Annotated in this window: 24 protein-coding genes; 12 read left to right on the top strand and 12 right to left on the bottom strand. The window is 74.3% G+C overall.

Features of this window, described 5'->3' with window-relative positions; genetic code table 11:
* Window positions 1–75 precede the first annotated feature (75 nt).
* Window positions 76–648: a TetR/AcrR family transcriptional regulator gene (locus Dvina_RS32760; protein ID WP_223093157.1), complete on the bottom strand. Its 573-nt coding sequence runs from the start codon at window positions 646–648 to the stop codon at window positions 76–78.
* Between the two features lie 13 nt (window positions 649–661).
* On the bottom strand, window positions 662–2170 hold the full coding sequence (locus Dvina_RS32755) for an MFS transporter (RefSeq protein ID WP_223093156.1): 1509 nt from the start codon (window positions 2168–2170) through the stop codon (window positions 662–664).
* A 242-nt stretch (window positions 2171–2412) separates the two neighbouring features.
* Between Dvina_RS32755 and Dvina_RS32750 the strand changes: the two genes are divergently transcribed.
* Window positions 2413–3465 (top strand): glucose 1-dehydrogenase, encoded by a 1053-nt coding sequence (locus Dvina_RS32750; RefSeq protein ID WP_223093155.1) that lies wholly within the window; start codon window positions 2413–2415, stop codon window positions 3463–3465.
* Here the strand turns inward: Dvina_RS32750 and Dvina_RS32745 are convergent.
* The gene (locus Dvina_RS32745) at window positions 3462–3920 is read right to left on the bottom strand and encodes an anthrone oxygenase family protein (RefSeq protein WP_223093154.1); all 459 of its coding nucleotides are present in this window, start codon (window positions 3918–3920) and stop codon (window positions 3462–3464) included. The two genes, Dvina_RS32750 and Dvina_RS32745, sit on opposite strands and share 4 nt — an antisense overlap.
* Before the next feature lie 74 nt (window positions 3921–3994).
* On the opposite strand from Dvina_RS32745, the gene Dvina_RS32740 reads away from it, so the two are divergent.
* Window positions 3995–4684, top strand: a complete 690-nt coding sequence (locus Dvina_RS32740) for a TetR family transcriptional regulator (RefSeq protein WP_223093153.1) — start codon at window positions 3995–3997, stop codon at window positions 4682–4684.
* A 130-nt stretch (window positions 4685–4814) separates the two neighbouring features.
* Entirely contained in the window at window positions 4815–5708 is an 894-nt protein-coding gene (locus Dvina_RS32735; RefSeq protein ID WP_223105835.1) for a DUF3500 domain-containing protein, read from the top strand.
* A gap of 1 nt (window position 5709) precedes the next feature.
* On the opposite strand, the gene Dvina_RS32730 is transcribed toward Dvina_RS32735, so the two are convergent.
* The gene (locus Dvina_RS32730; protein ID WP_223093152.1) at window positions 5710–6516 is read right to left on the bottom strand and encodes a transglutaminase-like domain-containing protein; all 807 of its coding nucleotides are present in this window, start codon (window positions 6514–6516) and stop codon (window positions 5710–5712) included.
* A gap of 56 nt (window positions 6517–6572) precedes the next feature.
* Here Dvina_RS32730 and Dvina_RS32720 point away from each other — a divergent pair, with 56 nt between their 5' ends.
* Together Dvina_RS32720 and Dvina_RS32715 are read left to right on the top strand one after the other, a co-directional pair.
* Window positions 6573–7001, top strand: a complete 429-nt coding sequence (locus tag Dvina_RS32720; RefSeq protein ID WP_246655464.1) for a DUF6158 family protein — start codon at window positions 6573–6575, stop codon at window positions 6999–7001.
* A 75-nt stretch (window positions 7002–7076) separates the two neighbouring features.
* On the top strand, window positions 7077–7355 hold the full coding sequence (locus tag Dvina_RS32715) for a BatC protein (RefSeq protein WP_223093150.1): 279 nt from the start codon (window positions 7077–7079) through the stop codon (window positions 7353–7355).
* A 3-nt stretch (window positions 7356–7358) separates the two neighbouring features.
* Here the strand turns inward: Dvina_RS32715 and Dvina_RS32710 are convergent, their stop codons facing one another.
* Window positions 7359–7523: a hypothetical protein gene (locus Dvina_RS32710; protein ID WP_223093149.1), complete on the bottom strand. Its 165-nt coding sequence runs from the start codon at window positions 7521–7523 to the stop codon at window positions 7359–7361.
* Window positions 7524–7558: 35 nt separating this feature from the next.
* On the opposite strand from Dvina_RS32710, the gene Dvina_RS32705 reads away from it, so the two are divergent.
* The 4 genes from Dvina_RS32705 to Dvina_RS32690 all read left to right on the top strand — a co-directional run bounded on the left by Dvina_RS32705 (window position 7559) and on the right by Dvina_RS32690 (window position 9624).
* Window positions 7559–8623, top strand: a complete 1065-nt coding sequence (locus tag Dvina_RS32705; protein ID WP_223093148.1) for an NAD-dependent epimerase/dehydratase family protein — start codon at window positions 7559–7561, stop codon at window positions 8621–8623.
* 141 nt (window positions 8624–8764) lie between these two features.
* Window positions 8765–9070 carry an STAS domain-containing protein gene (locus Dvina_RS32700; protein WP_223093147.1) on the top strand — a complete coding sequence of 102 codons (306 nt, stop codon included), beginning with the start codon at window positions 8765–8767 and terminating at the stop codon, window positions 9068–9070.
* 59 nt (window positions 9071–9129) lie between these two features.
* Complete coding sequence (locus tag Dvina_RS32695; protein ID WP_223093146.1) at window positions 9130–9423, top strand: DUF3618 domain-containing protein; 294 nt, start codon at window positions 9130–9132, stop codon at window positions 9421–9423.
* Between the two features lie 24 nt (window positions 9424–9447).
* A complete protein-coding gene (locus Dvina_RS32690; RefSeq protein ID WP_223093145.1) occupies window positions 9448–9624 on the top strand; it encodes a hypothetical protein in 177 nt (58 codons plus the stop codon).
* A 156-nt stretch (window positions 9625–9780) separates the two neighbouring features.
* On the opposite strand, the gene Dvina_RS32685 is transcribed toward Dvina_RS32690, so the two are convergent.
* Together Dvina_RS32685 and Dvina_RS32680 are read right to left on the bottom strand one after the other, a co-directional pair.
* Window positions 9781–10659, bottom strand: a complete 879-nt coding sequence (locus Dvina_RS32685) for an SDR family oxidoreductase (RefSeq protein WP_223093144.1) — start codon at window positions 10657–10659, stop codon at window positions 9781–9783.
* Entirely contained in the window at window positions 10656–12020 is a 1365-nt protein-coding gene (locus Dvina_RS32680; protein WP_223093143.1) for an FAD-binding oxidoreductase, read from the bottom strand. Before Dvina_RS32680 ends, Dvina_RS32685 begins: the two co-directional genes overlap by 4 nt.
* Window positions 12021–12098: 78 nt before the next feature.
* On the opposite strand from Dvina_RS32680, the gene Dvina_RS32675 reads away from it, so the two are divergent.
* Together Dvina_RS32675 and Dvina_RS32670 are read left to right on the top strand one after the other, a co-directional pair.
* Complete coding sequence (locus Dvina_RS32675; protein WP_223093142.1) at window positions 12099–13664, top strand: bifunctional AfsR/SARP family transcriptional regulator/alpha/beta hydrolase; 1566 nt, start codon at window positions 12099–12101, stop codon at window positions 13662–13664.
* A 232-nt stretch (window positions 13665–13896) separates the two neighbouring features.
* Entirely contained in the window at window positions 13897–14868 is a 972-nt protein-coding gene (locus tag Dvina_RS32670) for a carbohydrate-binding protein (RefSeq protein WP_223093141.1), read from the top strand.
* A 52-nt stretch (window positions 14869–14920) separates the two neighbouring features.
* Here the strand turns inward: Dvina_RS32670 and Dvina_RS32665 are convergent, their stop codons facing one another.
* From Dvina_RS32665 to Dvina_RS32650, 4 genes are all read right to left on the bottom strand, one after another.
* Window positions 14921–15541: a hypothetical protein gene (locus Dvina_RS32665; RefSeq protein WP_223093140.1), complete on the bottom strand. Its 621-nt coding sequence runs from the start codon at window positions 15539–15541 to the stop codon at window positions 14921–14923.
* A gap of 109 nt (window positions 15542–15650) precedes the next feature.
* The gene (locus Dvina_RS32660; protein ID WP_223093139.1) at window positions 15651–16619 is read right to left on the bottom strand and encodes an aldo/keto reductase; all 969 of its coding nucleotides are present in this window, start codon (window positions 16617–16619) and stop codon (window positions 15651–15653) included.
* A 142-nt stretch (window positions 16620–16761) separates the two neighbouring features.
* A complete protein-coding gene (locus Dvina_RS32655; protein ID WP_223093138.1) occupies window positions 16762–17325 on the bottom strand; it encodes a hypothetical protein in 564 nt (187 codons plus the stop codon).
* Window positions 17326–17363: 38 nt separating this feature from the next.
* Entirely contained in the window at window positions 17364–18476 is a 1113-nt protein-coding gene (locus tag Dvina_RS32650) for a glycosyltransferase (RefSeq protein WP_223093137.1), read from the bottom strand.
* A 146-nt stretch (window positions 18477–18622) separates the two neighbouring features.
* On the opposite strand from Dvina_RS32650, the gene Dvina_RS32645 reads away from it, so the two are divergent.
* Window positions 18623–19741, top strand: a complete 1119-nt coding sequence (locus tag Dvina_RS32645) for a PLL family lectin (protein ID WP_223093136.1) — start codon at window positions 18623–18625, stop codon at window positions 19739–19741.
* 24 nt (window positions 19742–19765) lie between these two features.
* On the opposite strand, the gene Dvina_RS32640 is transcribed toward Dvina_RS32645, so the two are convergent.
* A complete protein-coding gene (locus tag Dvina_RS32640; RefSeq protein ID WP_223093135.1) occupies window positions 19766–20317 on the bottom strand; it encodes a Uma2 family endonuclease in 552 nt (183 codons plus the stop codon).
* Window positions 20318–20361 lie beyond the last annotated feature (44 nt).

The raw sequence follows: 20361 nt of genomic DNA, 5'->3' as shown, positions 1-20361 counted from the left end.
GGCCGGCGGGCACACTGACGGCGGCCGCGGTCGAAGCGGCAGCACAGTGCGGCGCCGCATCCGGCACCTGACGGGCTACGACTCCCACAGCTCGGGGTGCCGGGTCAGGTGCAGCAGCCGCTCCGTCAGGCGCCGGTGGGCCGGCGTCCGGGTCGCGGCGCCCCACAGCGGCGCGCAGCTCATCCCGTCCGCCGCGGCCACCACCAGCGCCAGCACGTCGGGTGGCAGGCCGTCGGCGGCCAGGGCGGCATCCAGCCGTTCGGCGTCCGCGCGGGCCAGCTCGGCGACCGCGGGCAGGGTCATCAGCTGCGTGATCAGGGCGATGGACTGGCGGACGGCGGCGTCGTCGCCGGCCGGGGTCAGGGCGGCTCGGATGTAGGCGCGGGTGAGGCGGCCCGGGGAGGTGTCGGCCGGGTCCAGGGCGGCGTCGATGCTGGCCTGGAACGCGGCCAGCTGGTCGCGGGCCAGCTCCAGGATCAGGTCGTCCTTGCTCGCGAAGTGGTAGATCAGCCCGCCCTTGGAGACGCCGGCGAAGCGGGCGATCTCGTCCAGGGACGCGTGGATGCCGCGGGCGCGGACGGCGTCGGCGGCCGCGTCGAGCAGGGCCCGGCGTGTGTCGTCCGGCGTGCGGCCGGCTGTGCGTCCCACGGCGACACCGTACCTACGGGCGCGGTGTGCGCGGCGACGGGATCAGGGCCCAGGCGACGACCGCGGCGGCGACGGTCAGGGCGGCCGCGACGAGCGACGTGACCTGCATGCCGGTGACGAACGCGGCGCGGGCTCCGGCCGCGGCCTCCGGCGTGAGGACCTGCAGGGCCGAGCCGAGCGAGTCGCGGATGCGGGCGGTGTCCGCGGCCGGCAGGCCGGGCGGCACGGGCACCCGGTGGCGGTACACGAGGGCCAGGAGCGATCCGAGCCCGGCGATCCCGAGCACGACCCCGAGTTCGTTGGCGGTCTCGGTGATCGCGGAGACGGCCCCGGCCCGGCTCGGTGGGGCGGCGGACACGACGGCGTCGCCGGTCAGGGTCATCGCCAGGCCGATGCCGAGGCCGATGAGCACGAGCGCCAGGCCGAGCCACACGAACGGGCCGTGCGCGGCCGTCGCGACTGCGGCCAGCCCGATGGCGGCCAGGGCGAGGCCGAGTGCGATCGCCCGGCCGCGGCCGAGCCGGCGCACGGCGGGCGCGATGACGGCCACGACCACGATCGAGGCGAGCGTCGCCGGCAGTTCGGCCAGCCCGGCCCGCAGCGGGCTGTAGCCGCGGGCGAACTGGAGGTACTGCGAGAAGAAGAACAGCAGCCCGGCCAGCGCGACGATGGCGATGACATTGGCCGCGACCGCACCCGAGAACGCCGCGCTGCGGAACAGCGCCACGTCGAGCATCGGCCGCTCCAGCCGCCGCTGGCGCCGGACGAACAGCGCGCCGGCCAGCAGCCCGGTCAGCACGCACGCGGCGGTCGTCGGGTCGGGGCCGGACCCGGCGACGTGCTTGATCGCGTACACCAGCGGCACGATCGCGGCCATCGACAGCCCGGCGGACAGCACGTCGAACCGGCCCGGCCGCGGGTCACGGGACTCGGGCAGCAGCAGCCGGCCGGAGACGAGCACGAGGACCATGACCGGCACGTTGATGAGGAACACCGAGCCCCACCAGAAGTGTTCGAGCAGGAACCCGCCCACGAGCGGCCCGATCGCCGAGCCGGCTCCGAACGCGGTGGACCAGACCGCTATCGCCCGGGTCCGCTCGACGGCGTCGGTGAAGATGTTGCGGATCAGCGACAGCGTGGACGGCATCAGCGTCGCCCCGGCCACGCCGAGCAGCAGCCGGGCGCCGATCAGCGCCGGTGCGCTGGTGGCGGCCGCGGCGACAATCGACGCCGCCCCGAACGCGCCGGCGCCGATGAGCAGGACCCGGCGGCGGCCGAACCGGTCGGCCAGGCTGCCCATGAGTACGAGCAGGCCGGCGAGGGTCAACGAGTAGACGTCGCCGATCCAGAGCACCTGCTCGGCGCTCGGGGCCAGGCTCACGGTGAGTGCCGGCACGGCCAGTGACAGCACCGTGCCGTCGATCGCGAGCAGCAGCACGGCCGCCGCGAGCACGGCGAGCGCGGCCCACCGCCGCCGGGCCGGCAGCACGGGCGGGGCAGTCGACGGCACGTGCACACGCATGCCGAAACTGTACCGTCTGGTCGGTATAGTTTGGGCCGTGACACCCGACACGTCCGTGCGATCGACGGATACGCGTTTCGGGCCGCTCGCCCCTGGGCAGACAGATCCATAACCCCCGCATTCGTACTGCCTTATCGACTGCGAACCGCGGGTGGCGATCGCACACGGGTGCGGCGGATCTCCCCCCGATTCGCCGCACCCGGCGCGTTTTGCGGCCCGGCCCGCGCGGGTACCACCGCGGCATGAAGGCATTGACCGTCGTTCCGTTGCAGTCCGGCTCGGCCGAGATCCGCGAGGTGCCCGATCCGGACCCGGCCGACGGGCGGCTGCTCGTCGAGGCGGTGGCGCTCGGCGTGTGCGGCACGGACCGGGAGATCGCGGCCGGCGACTACGGGTGGGCGCCGTCGGGCGCGGACCGCCTGGTGCTGGGCCACGAGTCGCTCGGCCGGGTGCGCTCGGCGCCGGCCGGGAGCGTTTACAGCGCGGGCGACCTGGTGGTGGGTGTCGTGCGCCGGCCCGACCCGCAGCCGTGCGCGGCCTGTGCGCACGGTGAGTTCGACATGTGCCGCAACGGCGAGTACACGGAGCGGGGCATCAAGCAGCTCGACGGGTACGGCAGTGCACTGTGGACGGTCGAGCCGGACTACGCGGTGAAGCTCGACCCGGCCCTGGCCGAGCGCGGCGTGCTGCTCGAGCCCACCTCGGTCGTGGCCAAGGCGTGGGACCAGATCGAGCGGGTCGGCGCCCGCGCCTACTTCGCGCCCGAGCGGGTGCTGGTCACCGGGGCCGGGCCGATCGGGCTGCTCGCGGCCCTGCTCGGCGTGCAGCGCGGCCTCGACGTCCACGTGCTCGACCGGGCGAAGGACGGGCCGAAGGCCGAGGCGGTGGGAGCGCTCACGGCGACGTACCACAGCGCGCCGGTCGCCGAGGCCGCCGAGCGCCTGCGCCCCGACATCATCATCGAGGCGACCGGGGCACCGTCGGTCGTCTTCGACGCCATCGGCGGCACCGCGGCGTACGGGATCGTCTGCCTCACCGGCGTCTCCGCCGGCGGCCGCACGATCTCCGTCGACCTCGGCCAGGCGAACCGGTCCATGGTCCTGGAGAACGACGTCGTGGTCGGCTCGGTCAACGCCAACCTGCGCCACTACGCCGCGGCCGCCGAGGCCCTGACCGCCGCCGACCCGGCCTGGCTGGCGAGCCTCATCACCCGCCGCGTGCCCCTGCACCGCTTCGCCGAGGCTCTGGAGGCCCGGCCCGACGACATCAAGGTCGTGCTCACGTTCGAGTCCTAACCACCTGCCTGCCGCACCTGTACCGCCAGCGCCGCCGCGAAGCACGCGAAGGCGACGATGGCCGCGGTGGAGCGCAGCACGTCGATGCGCTGCCAGCGCAGGACCGTGCCGCGCCAGTCGGCGGGCGGGGCGTTGGGGCGCCAGTCCACGACCTTCATGTTGATCGGGACCGTGCCCAGGAACGAGGACAGCACGAACGCGGCGAGTGCGGCGGCGCCCGCCCAGCGCCAGCCGGTGCCGGGCCCGTCGGTCAGGGCGAGCACGGCGACGGCCAGCGCGACGGTCGGCAGCATCAGGGCCGGCACGACGATGCGCAGGCTCTTGACGAGGGCCACGCGGGCCTGGATGTGGGCGTGGTCGTCGAGCGTGCGCAGGGCCGGCTGCACGCCGTAGCGCACGATGAACTCCTCGCCGGCCAGGAGCCCGGCCAGAAACAGGGCTATCGCCTGGAGCATGAGACGGACCTTCCTTCAGTGGCTGAAAAATTACTGTAGCAGTATTTGTACAGCGACTGAAGTACACTGGGAAGATGAGCGACACGGCGGTCTCCTGGCTTCCCGAAGGCGCGGCGGGCGCGACGCTCGGCGGGCTGCGCGAGCGCAAGAAGCGCGAGATGCGGGCCCGGCTGTCGGGCGTGGCGACCCGGATGTTCCTCGAGCGCGGCTTCGCCGAGGTGCGCGTCACCGAGATCGCCGAGGCGTGCGGCGTGTCGGAGCGCACGGTCTTCAACTACTTCCCGACGAAGGAGTCGCTGCTGCTCGACCGGTTCGACGACACGCTGAGCGCCCTGCGCACGGCGCTGGCCAACCCGGCCGCGGTCCCGCTGCCCTCGACGTTCGCCGTGCTCGACGCCGAGCTCAGGGGCCTGACCGGATGGCTCGGCACCCAGCCCGACCCGGCCGAGGCGGCCGCGACCATCAGGCGGTTCCGGGCCCTGACCACCAGCACCCCGGAGCTGCGTGCCCACCAGCACGACATGGTCGACCTGCTCACCGGGACCGTCACGGGGCTGCTGGCCGCGCGGGTCGGGGCGAGCGACGACGCGCCCGAGGCGCACATCGCGGCCGTCGCGCTCCTGGGCCTCTGGCGGGTGCAGGGGGCCAGCCTGCAGCGCCACCTGCGCGCCGGCAACGACCCGACCCGGGTGCACGACCTCGTCAGCGCCGACGTCCGGGCCGCGGCGGCGACGATCGCGCCCATCTTCGAGCGCTTCGCCTGACGCTCCCCGGCCCGGCCGTGCGTTTCCGGGCCGTGCGCGCTCAGGCCCTGCGTTTGCACACCGTGCGGTTCGGAGGCGGTGCTGGGCGGCGCCTTCGGGTAGAACTGAGGGCGTGAACTCTGCTGCCGCCATGCGCGACGAGGCCGCCCGGCTGCTGCGGGCCGCGCCGGCGTCGGTCCGGGTGCCGTTCGACGACGGGAAGCGGCGGTGGATCGAATACCGGCCCGAGCCGCGGCCCGGCGTCGCGTTCGGTGAGATGGACGCGGACGGGCGCAAGGCGGCGCACCGGCTGCTGGCCACCGCGCTGCGGCCGCACGCGTTCGCGCAGGCCATGGGCGTCGTGGCGCTCGAGGAGGTCCTCGACCGCAAGGAGGGCTACGGCCGCCGTCGGCACAGCAACGACTACCGGGTGCTGGTCTTCGGCGAGCCGGACCCGGCCGGGCGGTGGGGCTGGCGGTTCGAGGGCCACCACATCTCGATCACCATGACCCTCGACGGCGACGCGGTCTCCCCGACGCCGGTGTTCCTGGGCGCCAACCCCCTGGCCACCTACTACCGTGGCCACCCCGTGCTGCGCCCGCTCGGCCCGGAGCACGACCTGGGCTTCGCCGTCCTCGACGCGCTGCCGGACACGCTGCGGCCGCACGTCGTGCGCAAGGCCTCGGCGCCGGTCGACATCTACAGTGGACCGCACGCCGACGTGGTGCCCCCGCCGCCCGGCGTGCCCGCCGCCGAGCTTCCCGCCGCGGCCCGCGAGCGCCTGGACGACCTCGTCGGCCTGTATCTGGACCGCCTTCCGGCCGACATCGCGTTCCCCGTCGACCGTGACGCGCTGACGTTCACGTGGGAGGGCCCGACCGCACCCGGGACGCGGCACTACTACCGCATCCAGGGCCCTGACCTGCTCATCGAGTACGACAACACGACCGCCGACGGCAACCACGCCCACACGGTCCTGCGCCGGCCCGAGTCCGACTTCGGCGGCGACATCCTGCGCGCGCACCGCACCGCCCACCCGCACTGACCTACGGCAGGGTGACCGCCGTGCCGAGGTCGTCGTAGGGCAGGTCGCCGTCGACGATCGCGCGGACCTCCATTGAGGACAGTTCGGCGAGGCCCGACTGGACCGTGGCGAACGCCGTGGTCGCCGCGTCCGCGCCGGTCGCGATGCGCAGCAGGCTCGGGCGCGGAGCCAGGCCGGTGGCGTCGACGACCCGCCACACGCCGTCGACGGCGACCTCGGCCACGGCGTGGAAGTCCATGGGGGAGAGGCCGGGGGCATACACGGCGGCCGTGCGGGCCGGGATGTCAAGCGCCCGGAGCAGCGCGACGACGAGGTGGGCGAAGTCACGGCAGACGCCGTTGCCCGACAGCAAGGTGTCCGCCGCGTCCGTGATCCCGGAGCTTGATCCCAGGGTGTACTGCGTGTGCCGCGCCACGAACCCGCGGACGTCATCGACGACGGACGGCGACTGCGCGTCGAACTGGGCGACCGCGAAGCCGTGCAGGCGGTCGCTGGGGCAGTACCGGCTCGGGCGCAGGAACGTGATCCGCTCCAGCGGCGTCACCGCGGCCGGCTCGGCCGACAGCCGGGCCCGGACCTCGTAGCCGATGTCCAGCCGGCCCGGGCCGGGACGCAGCACGTGCAGCCGGCCGCCGTCGCCGGACTCGACGGTCTCGACCGGGACCGGCTCACCGTCGAGGTGCACGGTGAGCGCATCGGTCAGCTGCACGCCGGGGCGGCGGGCGGCGGCGATCTGCAGCACGATCTCGGTGGGCAGGGCGGGCTCGACATCGAAGGCCAGCGAGCAGCCGGCGATCACCTCGGTCACGCGCGCACGGTACCCGGAATTTGTTGCAACGGTGTCATGGCGGGTAACGGATCGGAATGGACCAGGTCGAAAAGCTGCTCGATGAGGTGTACGCCGGGCGCGAGCGGCTCACCCGCGATGAGATCCACCACCATGCCGTCGCCGTCGGCGCGTCGGCCGAGGTCGTCGACGCCGTCGAGGCGCTCCCGGAAGGGGAGTACGCCTACGACGAGGCGAGCGAGGCCATCGCCCAGCTCGGCACCCGGGACACCGGCTCCAGCTCCCCGACCGGCGGCGTGCCGGCCGAGGAGCTCGACGACGCCGACCTGTCGCGCGAGCTGCGGCACCTGCACGAGACCCGGGACGACACGTTCCGTCACGGTGCGCCGCAGGCCGTGCTCAACCACGACAAGCGCACCGAGGAGCTGGAGGCCGAGTACCTGCGCCGGTTCCCCGACCGCGCCGTGGACCCGCGCCGGCTGCGGCCCGCGGAGACGCCGGATTAGCGCGATCGGGCGGGGGTAACGGGTGATCGAACGGCCGATGCGGCCGCACCCCGCCGATATCTCGAGGAGCTTCTCATGGCGCTCAATGACGACGACATCACCACCACGGCCACGGGCCAGGGCCCCGAGGGACCGGCCGACGGCGGTGCGGTGCCGGCCGCGCACGACGGTGGCGCCGACGGCGGTGCGGCGCCTGACGAGGGCACCGCGGACGGTGGCGCGAACATCGAGGGTGAGGACGGCGGAGCCGACGGCGGCGCGGACGAGGAGGGCCCGGCCGACGGTGGCGCCGGTGCCGACCCGGCCGTCCACGACGGTGGCGCGGACGGCGGGGCCGGCGGTGCACGGCACTAGCGGTTAGTCCATCCCGGCGCGGCCGCGGGGGCTCTCCGGTTCGGATGAGCCCTCCGGCCCGCCCTCGACCTGGTCGGCAAGGGTCGTGTCCTCGTGCTCGGCGGCGAAGTCGTCGAAGTCGTCGTCGGGCAGGGCCTCGAGCCGTTCGTTCGGCTGGTTGGTCGTCATGGCCGCACCGGTACCCCGCAAAGAGAGGCAGACACATGCACATCGTGGTGGTCGGTGCGACAGGCAACATGGGCACGGCACTGCTGCGACGGCTGCGCGCCGACGGCAACCACCGAATCGTGGGAGTGGCGCGACGACTGCCGAGCGGCGCGGAGTACACAGGCATGGTCTGGCGCTCGTGTGACATCGGCGCTCCGGACGCCGTGCGCGAGCTGACGGGCATCTTCGCCGGAGCCGACGCCGTCGTGCATCTCGGGTGGCAGATCCAGCCGAGTCACGACCGGGCGCAGCTGCTGCGCACGAACGTCGACGGCAGCCGGGCGGTGATCGACGCGGCCGTCGAGGCGGGTGTCGGTACGCTTGTCGCCGCGTCGTCGGTGGGCGTGTACGCGCCGGGGCCCAAGGACCGCCGGGTCGACGAGTCGTGGCCGGCGACCGGGGTGGCGGCGTCGTCGTACAGCCGGGACAAGGTCACGCTCGAGGGCATGCTCGACGCGGTCGAGTCGCGGCTGCGCGTGGTCCGGCTGCGCCCCGGGCTGATCTTCCAGCGGGACGCCGGGACCGAGATCGCCCGCTACTTCCTCGGGCCGTTCGCGCCCGTGCGCCTGCTGCGCTTCGGCCGGGTGCCGGTGATCCCCGAGCACCCGCGGCTGCGCCTGCAGGCCGTGCACGCCGACGACGTCGCCGACGCCTACGTGCGGGCGATCACCCAGGATGTCACGGGCGCCTTCAACATCGCCGCCGATCCCGTGCTCACACCCGCGCTGGCGGCCGAGATGTTCCACGGCCGGACCGTGCCCGTCCCGGCGCCGCTGCTGCGCGGCGCGGCCGACGCGAACTGGCGGCTGCGGCTCCAGCCGGTCGACGTCGGCTGGGTGCAGCTGGCGCTGTCCGTGCCGCTGCTGGACACGGCCCGGGCCGCGACCGAGCTCGGCTGGCGGCCCGCGGTCGACGCGGACGCCGCACTGCGCGAGCTGACGCAGGGCATGGCCCGCCACGCGCACGCCGGCAGCCCGCCGCTGTCCGGCAACCCGCTGAGCCCCGGCCGGCTGGCCGGCCTGCTCCGTGGCCGCCTTCCCGGCACCGGGAACCCCTACTGACGGGTGACCCGGCCGCGGGTAAGCCATTCAGGGGACCGCTTTCGTCAACTGTCTGACGATTCAGAGCCTCGCAGTGGTACTGCACCCGCACCGCCGCGGCATACCGTGGCCAGCGGTGATGCTGCAATGAACTGCCAGAGCATGGAAGTCACGACCGTCGTTCGCCGCGAGTCGCCGCGCATCGTGCGGATGTCGGTGCGCGGCGAACTCGATGCGACGAACGCCGACCTGCTGCGCGCCGCCTTCGAGGCCGCGATCGCCGACGGGCACGCGCGGCTGGAGGCCGACCTGGCCGATGTCACGTTCTGCTCCCTGGCCGGGCTGACCGTGCTGCTCGGCGCCCGGCGGGCGCTCGGCGACCGGCTCGTCGTGCTCGCCGCCCCGCCCGGAGTGCGGCGGCTGCTGTCCGTGCTGCACATGCCCGGCGCTCTCGGTGACGCACAATAGGTTTTGCCGCGGCGCAATCGGGGAACGCCTGCTGCGGCGGACCGAAGGAGTTGAGCGCCGTGACTGCGAACGGGCGGCTGAACGACCCTGATGCACTGAGGGCCGAGATAGCGCGGACCCGGGCCGAGCTCGGGGCGACAGTCGAGGCCCTCGCGGCCAAGGCCGACGTGAAAGGCCGGGCCAGGGCCGCGGCCGACCGGACCCTGAGCCGGGCCAAGACCGACGTCAAGGTGCGCGCGCGGGCCGCGGCCGACACCGTCTCGGCGCGGCGTACGCAGGTTGCGCTGGCCGTCGGGGTCACCATGGTCGTGGGTGTGCTCATCGCCCTGACCGTGCGGGCCCGCCGCCGCTGAAGATTCTTCACTGAGGAGATACTGATGAAGTTGCTGCCCATCGCCGCCGGTCTGGCCGTCGGCTACGTGCTCGGGACCCGGGCCGGCCGTGCGAAGTACGAGCAGATCGTCGACAACGCCCGCCGCCTGCGCGACAACCCGACGTTCAGCCAGGTCGGCGAGGCCGCCCGTAACCTGACCACCCCGCCGTCCACCGTCTGACCCACCTGCTGATCGACCGGCCGCCCGCCCGCGCGTACTGCTTCGCGCGCGGGCGGGCGGCCCGGTTCCCACGGCGGCCCCTGCCATTGGCACGGGTCGCCGTACTGGTGCACAGTCCGTGCCGTGCCGGGCGGCGGTCGGAGGGCGGCCCTGCGTTCACACGGGCTGGCCGGCCGGGGTGAAGGCGGCGGCGTGGTCGCGGGCGAAGGCGGCGATGGACCGGCCCGCATGGCCGGTGATCGACGTGACGTGCGGGGTCGTGTGCTCGAAGCCGCCCGCGCGGATGATGCCGAACACGCCGGCCAGGTGGGTGGCGAGCCAGTCGGGCAGGCCCGCGCCGGCGAACCGGGGACGGGCCTCCTCCTCGGTCAGGTCGGCCGCGCGGACCGGGCGCCCGGTCGCGGCCGTGAGCGCTCCCGCCACGTCGGCGAAGGTGACAGCGGCCGGGCCGGTCAGCTCCCACGTCCCGGCCGTGACACTCGGCGCGGTGAGCTGCACGGCGGCCACCTCGGCGACGTCGCGGACGTCGATCATCGCGATCCGGCGCCCGGCGGTCGGGCCGCCCAGCACGCCCGTCGCGGCCACACCACCGGCGACCATGAGCAGGTTTGTCATGAAGAACGCCGGGCGCAGCACGGTCGCCGGCACCCCCGAGCGGTGCAGGTGGGCCTCGATCGCACCGTGCCAGCGGAGCGCGGGCAGCGGCGAGGCGGGGTCGGCGTGCATCGCCGAGAGCTTCACGATCCGCTCGACGCCCACCTTCGCGGCGGCGTCGATCACGCCGGTCTCGTGGGCGACCTTCGCGGGGCCGTCGGCGGCGCTCAGGTACAGCCGATCGACGCCGTCCAGCGCCCGGACCAGCGAGTCCTCGTCGGCGAGGTCGCCGTGCGCGAGCTCGACGTCCCGGCCGAGGCGGGCCGCGGCCGCGCCGGGGTCCCGGACGAACGCGCGGACGCGCACGCCGCGGGCCTGCAATGCAGCAACGACATTGGCGCCGACTGTACCGGTGGCGCCGGTGACGAGCACGCGAGTCATGAGGATGCCTTTCTGGCTGGTGGGATGCTGTGGCCGAGACGGAAGACGCAGTCCGGGTCCCAGGCGCGCTTGACCTGCGTCAGGCGAGCCCAGTTGGCCGGCGTGAACGCGGTGCGGGTGCGGGCCGGGTCGGTCAGGAGGGTGAGGAACGACGTGCCTGTCGCGTGCGGGCGCACGGCGGCCATGAGCCGGTCCAGCGCGGCGTCGGCGGCGGTGCGGTCGGGCGTCAGGTACGGCGCGACGGCCAGCACGGAGAACGGCACGCCCCGGTGACCGGCCGATCCGGCGTCCGGCGGCGGGTCGTCCATCGCACCGCCCCAGTGCCGGATCTCGACGAACGCGAGCGGCGAGTCGGGGGCGCCGGCCGCGACGACCGCGTCCAGCACGGCGTCGGGCAGGGCGTCGAACATCTCGATCTCCTGGCGGGCCGGCATCGGCGGTGCATCCGGGCCGTTCGTGGCCGTGCTGGCGGCCGGGAAGTCGCGCAGGGCGAAGTCGTCGGCGATCGGCGGGCCGGCGGCGGCCAGGAGCGGGGCCAGGATCTCGCTGCCGCCGGGGCCGGGGTGGAACGCCCGGATGGCCAGGACGCGGCGGCCGCGCAGGGGCTCGGGGATCGCCGGGGCCGGGGGCAGGCGGATCAGCAGGACCGCGGTGTTCATGGCCTCCGGCTCGGTGACGGCCCAGTCGCGGTAGGCGGCGAGCACGGCCGGGGCGCGCTCGGCGGGGTAGAGGGACATGCCGGAGTACACCTTCGGGATCGGCAACAGCCGGAACTCCAGGGACGTCACGACGCCGAAGTTCCCGCCGCCGCCGCGCAGGGCCCAGAACAGGTCGGGGTGCTGGTGTGCGGTGACCGTCCGCGCGACACCGTCGGCCGTGACGATGTCGGCGTTCGCGACGCTGTCGGCCGCGAAGCCGTAGGTCCGTGACAACCAGGACTGGCCGCCGCCCAGGGTGTATCCGGTGACGCCGACCGTGCCGCAGCGACCGGCCAGGCCGGCCAGGCCGTACCGTGCGGCGGCCCGGTTGACGTCGGCCCAGACCGTGCCGGGGCCGACGCGGGCCACCCGGCGGTGCGGGTCGATCTCGACGCCGGTCATGGCCGACGTCGTGAGCAGCAGCGCGCCGTCGGCCGGGGCGACAGTGCCGTGCCCGGTCGCCTGCACGGCGAGGGGCAGGTCGCGGTCCCGGGCCAGCCGCACGGCGGCGGCGATGTCGGCGGCGTCGGCGGCCGCGACGATGAGCGCCGGGCGGGCGTCGAAGGACCGGTTCCAGCCGAGCCGGTGCGTGTCGTAGCCGGCGTCACCGGGGCGCAGCACGGCGCCCGTGAACCGCCGGGCCGCCGCGTCGATGTTCGTCATGCGGCCGAAGCTAGGTGGCCGCCGGCCCGCTACGGCTGCGTTGTGGATGTGGTCCGGATGTGGTCCTACGCTGGGCCCGTGATCGTGCGGGTGCTCGGAACGGCCGGTGTGCACGGTCCCGGCGCGACCGGGCCGCGGCTGGAACGCAAGGCGCGCGAGGTGCTCGCCATCCTCACCGTGCGCGCGCCGGCCGCGGTCGGGCTCGACGAGCTGGCCCGGCTGCTCTGGGACGACCCGCCGCCGTCGGCGGTCAAGACGCTGCGGGCCCACCTGTCCCGGGTCCGGGCCGCGCTGCAGGGCGCCGCGCCCGGTGCGGACGTGGAGCGGGTCGGCCGGGACGCGTACCGCCTCGCGCTCGACCCGGACCGCACGGACATCGGCCGGGTGGCCGCCGCCCGCGCCCGGGCCCGGCGGCTGCTCGACGGCGGCCGGCCCGACGACGCAGCCGCCGTGCTGGCCGAGGCCCGGGAGCTGTGGCGGGGCGAGCCGGAGCTGCCCGACACGGTCGCCGCGGCGGCGCTGCGGCAGGGCTGGTGGCACGAGCGGCGGCTGCTCGTCCAGGAGCACCTCGGCTGCGTCGCGGCCGGCCGGAACCCCGGCGCGGCGCTGCGCGAACTGGAGCAGCTGACCACCGCCGACCCGCTCGACGAGCCGCTGTGGGTGCACTACGCGCGGGCCCTGCACCGGTCCGGCCGCCCGGCCGAGGCGCTGCGCGCCGTGGCCACCGCCCGGGCCGCGCTCGCCGAGGTCGGCCTCGACCCGTCGGCCGCGCTGCAGAAGGCCCAGGCCGAGGCCCTGCACGCCGACCCGCCGGCGCTCGCCGCGACCGTGCGGTATGCGGCCGGGGACGACGGCGCGACCGCGTACGCCCGGCTGTCGCGCACCGGGCGGGATCTCATCGTGCTCAACCCGGCCATGCTCACCATCGACGGGCTCCTGGACGGCGCCCACGCCCGCCGGTCGCTCGGCGCCCTGGCCGAGGTGGCCGCCGTCGTGTGCCTCGACCGGCGCGGGATCGGGCTGTCCGACCCGCTCGACCCGGGCCGGGCGCCGCTGGAGCAGTGGGCCGACGACGTCCGGCGCGTCCTGGACGATCTCGGCGTCGACCGGGCCGACCTGTTCGCCAACTTCGACACCGGGCTCGTCGCGATCGAGTTCGCGGCCCGGCACCCCGAACGCGTGCGCTCACTGGTGCTGGCGCAGTGCTACCCGCGGTACACCCGCAGCCCGGATTATCCTTTCGGCCTCGACCCGGGGACGACGCAGTCGCTGATCCGCGAGACGGTCGACCCGGCCCAGGGGCTCGACTCGGTGGCGCAGGCCGCGCCGAGCATGGCCGGCGACGAGGAGTTCCGGCGCTGGTGGAACCGGATCGGCCGGCGCGCCGCCGCACCCACCGTCGCGACCGCCGTCCGCACGGTCGCGACCGGGACGGATCTGCGTCACCGGCTGCCGGCCGTGAGCGCTCCCACCCTGGTCCTGCACCGGCGCAACTGCCTGAACGTGGACGTGGGCCACGCCTCGTACCTGACCCACCACCTGCCGGACGCCCGCCTGCAGACGACCGCCGGCACTGACGCACTGTGGTTCACGGACTCGCCGGAGCTGGTGCAGCGCGCGGTCGCCTTCCTCACCGCACGGTGACGCGGACGCCGACGCGCACGGTCACGGCCGGGCCCCGATGGTCGGCGGCACCCGCCGTCGTCCGCCTCGTGGGCGGTATCGCCGGGCGCCCCGACCGGCTGCCGTGCCCGAGGTGTCGGATCGCTGACGTATCCCGCTCGCGGGCGTAACCGTCGACATTGAGCTTCGCCTTCGGACGGAGGGAACCTCGGCCCGCCCGGGCACGCGGCAGATCGTTGACGGGAGCGCTCCGATGACAGACTGGATAGTGGTCGCCGCGGCACCGGAAGTGCCGCTGAGCCCGGACAGCCGCGCCGAGATGACGTTCACGGTCACGAATCCCGGCGAGGCGCACGACCGGGTCGTCTTCGTCGTCGAGCCCGAGGACGGCACGTCGGCGTCCTGGTTCTCGGTGGCCGAGCCGCAGCGCACGGTGCCGCCGCACGGTTCGGTCGCCTACCTCGTCGCACTCGCCGTGCCGCCGGGCTCGCCGCCGGGCACCTATGCACTGCGGGGGTGTGCGTATTCGGCCGACACCGCGCCCGAGGAGACCTCGCGGCGCAGCGGCCGGGTGGTCGTCGCGGTGCCGGCGACGGCGCCGCCGCCGAAGCGGCAGCGGTGGCCGTATGCGGTGGCCGCCGGGCTCGTGCTCGTCGTCCTCGCCGTCATCGCCGGGCTCGTGTTCCGGCCCCGCGGGACGACGCCCACACCTGTCGCGGCCTCACCCGCGGCGTCCGGGGCGCCCTCGACGGCCGCCGCCGCGTCGCCGGTGGCCGGGTTGGCGAACGTCACCTACGAGATGGAGGAGCTGCTCCCGCCCACCGACCTCGTGGGACTCCAGCCGCAGGACGTCGTCCAGCAGCGAGACTGCTGCGGCGTGACCTGGTCCGGCCACACGCAGATGCTCGTCGTCACCCGCGCGCAGGGCTGGTCGCTCACCGTCGCGTTCACCGTGCCCCAGAACGGTACCTACACGTTCTCCGACATCCGGACCAGGTCCAACGACTACGCCAACACCGTCTACGTCATCGACACGACGAAGGTCGGCGGCACCTTCGTCGGCTACAGCCCCACGGTGGTGACGACCGGCTGGCTGAGCGAAGGCTCGGTGCAGCTCACCGCCGGGCGCCACACGCTGACCCTGGCCGTGGTGGGCCACGCGGCCGGGTCGACGAACTACAACGCCGGCGTGGACGCCGTCAGGTTCACCCAGACGGCGGCCTGAGGCCGGCCGGCGCCGCGCCGGCGCAGCACCCCGCCGCTGCCGGGCCGGGAGGTCAGCGGTTGAAGGCCCAGACGCCGATCAGGGCCAGGACGGGCGCGGCGGCCGCCACGGGGCCGGCCGTGCGCAGGAGGCGGTCGCCGTGGCCGGGGAGCAGGGCGAACAGCCGGAAGATGAGCAGGGCGATCACGGCCGGCAGGGTGGCGAGGAGCGACAGGTACCAGCCTTGGCGAAACGCGTCGCCGCCGGGTATCTCGGGCCAGCCGACGCCGCTGCCGCCGCGGGACGGCGCGTACACGAACGCCACCAGCAGCACCAGGATCAACGGTAGGCGGGTGAGCCAGTAGCCGGGGGTGCGGCCGGGGACGCCGTGGCCGCGGGCCGCGCGGGGGCGGTTGCGCGGGTCGCCGCCGAGCTGCCGTTCCCGGCGGTCGCCGTCGAGCAGGAGGATGAGTGCTGCGGCCGGTGCGAGCCCGGTGCTCGCCCAGCCGGCCAGGAACATCCAGGTCGGGGACCCGTGGCTGAGCCGGCTCACCGAGGTGACGAGCCAGGGGGCGAACCACCACCGGGCGGCGACGAAGACGGCTATCGGGACCGCGATCGCGCCGAAGTGCGCCAGGCGCTCCGGCCACGGCCGCGGGGCGAGGCGATGGGCGGGGCGCTCGGTCCGGGGCACGGACACAGCGTAAAGACGTGACGCCACCCCACGGCCCGAGGAGCCGTTCGCGACGGGCACCGGCCGGCCCGCGCATCGGCCACCGGCGCATCCGGCTCGCGGGGGCCGGTCACCACCAGTAGTTGTCCTGCGGCAGGTACGGTGCCTCCAGCTCGGCGATCTCAGCCGCGCTCAGCCGCAGTTCGAGCGCCGCGACGGCGTCCTGGAGGTGATGGGCCTTGGTGGCGCCCACGATGGGGCAGGACACGACCGGCTTGGCCAGCACCCAGGCCAGCGCCACCTGGGCCATCGCGACCCCGCGAGCCTCGGCGACCCGCTGGATCGCGTGCACCACCGGCTCGTCGACGTCGCGGTCGAACGCCTTGGCCACCGTGTCCGACGACGACCGGGCGGTCTGCCGGCCCCACGGCCGCGCCGCCCGGCCCTTGGCCAGCGGGGAGTACGGGGTCAGGCCGACACCCTGATCGAGGCACATCGGGATCATGTCCCGCTCCTCCTCGCGCTTGAGGACGTTGTACTGGTCCTGCATCGCCGCGAACGCCGTCCACCCGTTGACCGCGGCGGCGTGCTGCGCCTTCGCGAACTGCCACGCCCACATCGACGACGCACCGAGGTAGCGCACCTTGCCCGCCCGGACCAGGTCGTCGAGTGCCCGCATGGTCTCCTCGACGGGTGTCTGCGGGTCGAACCGGTGGATGTAGTAGACGTCGATGTAGTCGGTGCCCAGCCGGCGCAGCGACGCGTCGGCCTGCTCCAGGATGGCCTTGCGGGACAGGCCGCTGCCGCCCGGGCCGTCGTGCATCCTGCCGCTGACCTTGGTGGCCAGCACGATCTCCTCCCGCCGGGAGAACCGGCTGATCGCCCGCCCGACGAACTCCTCGGACGTGCCGCCCTGATAGACGTTCGCGGTGTCCCAGAACGTCACGCCGAGCTCGACGGCCTGCCGGAAGAACGGCGCGGCGGCGTCCTCGTCCAAGGTCCACTGATGCATGCCGGCCGCAGCCCGGCCGTAGCTCATGCATCCGAGCCCGATGCGGCTCACCCTCAGCCCGGTCCGGCCCAGCCGCGTGAACTCCACCGCAGTTCCTCCTCGATCAGCCGGGCCCGGCCCGCGGGCGCCGCCGGCCCGCCGTGGCCACACCACCCAGCGTCGCACGCGGGGGCGGACGGCACCCACCGGTGCCCGGTCCGGCGCGGCGCCGCCGGGCCTCGCGGAGGAGTCAGCGGTGGGCGAGGAGGCGCTCGGCCTCGTCGAAGGCGGCGTCGCCGGCGGTGCGGTGGGTGGTGAGGAAGGCGTCCACGTCGCCGTCCGGGGGCTGGGGGAGCGGGCCGCAGGCGGAGATGCCGCGCAAGTGGCTGAAGACGCACAGGATGCGGCCGCCGGAGGCGTCGGCGCCGCGGGCGTGCAGAGCCACACAGCGCTGCCAGTACTCGCCCAGGCGCTGCGACGCGGCGGCGTTGTCGGTGTAGATGCCGCCCCAGCCCACCTGCATGATGACGGCGAGCGGGCCGCAGACCAGGTGGTAGTTCACGGCGTAGGAGTTGACGCCGTGCCCGGCGTGGCTCACGGCGACGTAGTCGGGAGCGCTCCCGGACAGTACGGCGCTGAGAAAGTCGCGGTCGAACATGTACATGGCGAAGGCGTCGATGTCCCGCGTGCTCCAGCACCAGTCCCGCACGGTGCGCAGCTGCGGCCTCAGCGGCTCGGGAACCGGCGGCACCGGCAGCCGGCTCGACGTGAACGCGGTCGTCATCTCCGCGTAGGGCGAGCCGTGATCCGTCACGCGAGAATTGTCAGCCGGGCGGTTCGGCCGCGCAATCATCACATTTTGCGGATTCGCTCCCGCAGCAGGGCCCAGACGGCGCCGGCGGGCGGTGCGGTGCGGATCTGCTCCGCGATGCGGGCGGCGCCGGTGCGGTACAACGGCGAGGTCAGCACTTCGAGCACGGCGCTGTGCGCGCTCCCGGCGTCGTCGATGACGATCCCGGCCCCGGCTGCGGCGACCCGTTCGGCGTTCATCGGCTTCTCGGCGCCCTTGGGCCACAGGACCATCGGCAGGCCGTGGGCCAGGGCCGCGAGCACGGTGCCGGCCCCACCGGCGGCGACGACCACGGCGACGTCCGCCGCGAGCAGCTGCGCCATCGGCACGAATCCGACGAACCGCACGTGCGCCCGGGGGTCCTCCAGTGCGTGCGGGACGCCGGGCGGTACGGCCGCCAGCACGTCCACATTGTCCAGTCCGGCGACCGCATCGACGAGCGCGTCGAGCATCGCCCCGTCGAGGAGCACCGTTCCGAGCGTGACGAGCACCCGCACGCCGCCGCGTAATGCGGGCACGTCGGCGGCCTCGGTCCCGGCGTAGGCCACCGGCCGGATGGCCAGCCGGTCCGGGGCCGGCGTCCACTGCGGCCCCTGCAGCCCGGGCGGCCACGGGTCGACGAGCGCGATCCGGCGGGGCGGGCGGATGCCGCGCGCGGCGTAGCGAGGGGCCAGCCGGACGTCCATCGCCGGGCGCAGCGGCGGCGGCGACACCGGCAGCCCGATGGCGTGCCGGACGAGCGGCACCCCGAGCGCGGCCGCCACCATGGGGCCCACGGTGTCGTACTCGTCCGCGACCACCACGTCCGCGCCGAACTCCCGGGCCCGGCGCAGGGTCCGGTCGTAGGTGACGTCGACGAGCGTCCCCGCGAACAGCTCCGCCACGGCCCCCATGTTCTCGGCCATGTCGGCGCCACCGGTCCGCCGCCCGTTCTCGGCCAGCAGCTCCGCGATCTCCGGCGACGTCACCAGCAGCGGCACGTCGCCGATGAGCGCGCCGAGCGACGCCGGCCCGGCGAAGGCCGCGTCGTCCCCGGCCGCGGCGACGGCCTGGGCGAGCGGGAGCAGGGGTAGCAAATGCCCGTGAATCGGTACTGCGGTGAACAGCACACGCATGGCGCCGAATTATCCGGTCTCGCCGGTGCCGCCGCCAGGACTGCGAGGCACTCCTGACACGAGCCGGAACGGCATCGTCGGATCGGTCGAGAACTTGATCGATATGGATAGTTTCCGGCGCTGTGCACGAAAACGACACTGGTCCGGTGAAATTCGCTCGACGTCCCCACTGGGACAACGGCGTCAAGAGCCTCGTCGCCGTGCTCGCCGCGGCGGCCGCCGGGATCGTCGGCAGCGTCCTGACCGCGCTCGGGGACAAAGTGCTCGGCGGCGGCGTGCCGACGCCGGTCGTGGTGCTCGTCGGCGTGGGCGCGGCGGCCGTCGTGTTCGTCGGGGGACTGTTCACGAAGCCGGAGCAGGAGCCGGCACCGGCGCTGTCGCCGGACGCGGCGGCGGCCCCGGACGGCGGGGCGGTCCGCGCCGAACGGGTCGCCGTGTCGTCGGGCGGGACGGGCGAGCTGCGGCTGTTCGCTGTCACCCGGGCCGGGGCGGTGCTGGAGCGGACGTACCGGCAGGACCACGGCTGGTCGGACTGGGCCGACCGCAGCCTCCCCGACGGCCCGGCCCACGACGTGGCGGCGACGCGGATCGGGTCCGTGCGCATCGACCTGTTCGCGGCCGACCGGCGCGGGCGGATCTGGTACCGCCAGTACGACCTCGACGGCTGGCAGCCCTGGCAGACCGTCGACGGCACCGCCCACCTCGGCCGCGTCGTCCGGCTGGCCGTGGCCAGCGCCGGCCCCCGGCACCGCGAGCTGTGGGTCCTCGGCGACGGCGGCCAGGTCGGGCACCGGTGGAAGGGCGACGGCGAGGCCTGGTCGCAGTGGTACGACAGGAGCGTGGCCGACACCCTCGACGTCGCCATGACCGTCAGGCGCGGAGAGCAGCTGGAGGTGACCCGGCTCAAGTTCGACGGGCGGGTGCGTCAGCGCGGCTGGGTCAACCAGGTCTGGGAGCAGTGGTACGACCTCGGCCGCCCGCCGACCTCCTTGGCCGGCGTCGCCGTCAGCGCGCTGAGCGGCAGCCGCGAGCACCAGGAGGTGTTCGTCGTCGACGCCTCCGGCGGGATCAGCCACCGATGGCGCTGGCACGACGATCCATGGTCGGACTGGTACGAGATGGAGGCCCCCGGCCACCTCGTCGACGTCGCCGCCGGCATCACCAGCGACGGCCGCTACGAGGTGATCGTCGCCGACGCGGCCGGGCAGCTGCACCAGCGCTCGTACGGCAAGCAGGACCGCTGGTCGGACTGGCGAGCGGTGTGAGCGACGGGCGGACCCGGGCGCCGCTCAGCGAACGTCGGGAACCGTCGTCAGCAGCCAGGCCAGCGGCTGGGGGTCGCCGGGGACGGGCTCGTACTCGCCGGTTTCCGCGTTGAGGACGTGCCGGTGCACGGTGTTCGCGCTGTCCCGCTCAACGAACCAGTACCGCGGAATGCCCGCCTTGGCATACTCCGCCTTTTTGATTATACGATCGATGAGGTCGGAGCTCGGCGACACGACTTCGACGACGAGCAGCAGACCCGCGGTCCCGGCGTAACTGGAGCGTGCGGGCTGCGGCCGCATACCTTGCGCCCATACGGCGAGATCTGGTACCCGCCCTCCGCCGATATCGATCCCGCAGTCCGTCATGACTTCTTCGTGACCATACCCATGTGTCGCGAACCAGATGAACATCCGTGAGACGAGCATCGCGTGATCAGGATCCGCGGGTGGCATGACGGACAGGACTCCCTCGGGGCTGAGTTCGTAGCGGTGGTTCTCGTCGGTCGCCGCCATCCGGGCAAGGTCATCCAGCGTCACGTGCGTCGGCATCCCTGCCCCTACAGCTTCAGCGCTCATCGTGCCTCCCTACGTGGTACGCGTTTAGAGGCTACAGCGACGCG

Origin of the sequence: Dactylosporangium vinaceum, from assembly GCF_019904175.1 — a bacterium.
Taxonomy (GTDB): domain Bacteria; phylum Actinomycetota; class Actinomycetes; order Mycobacteriales; family Micromonosporaceae; genus Dactylosporangium; species Dactylosporangium vinaceum.
The sequence above is the reverse complement of the archived record's forward strand: the minus strand, read 5'-3'. Positions and strand labels throughout refer to the sequence as shown.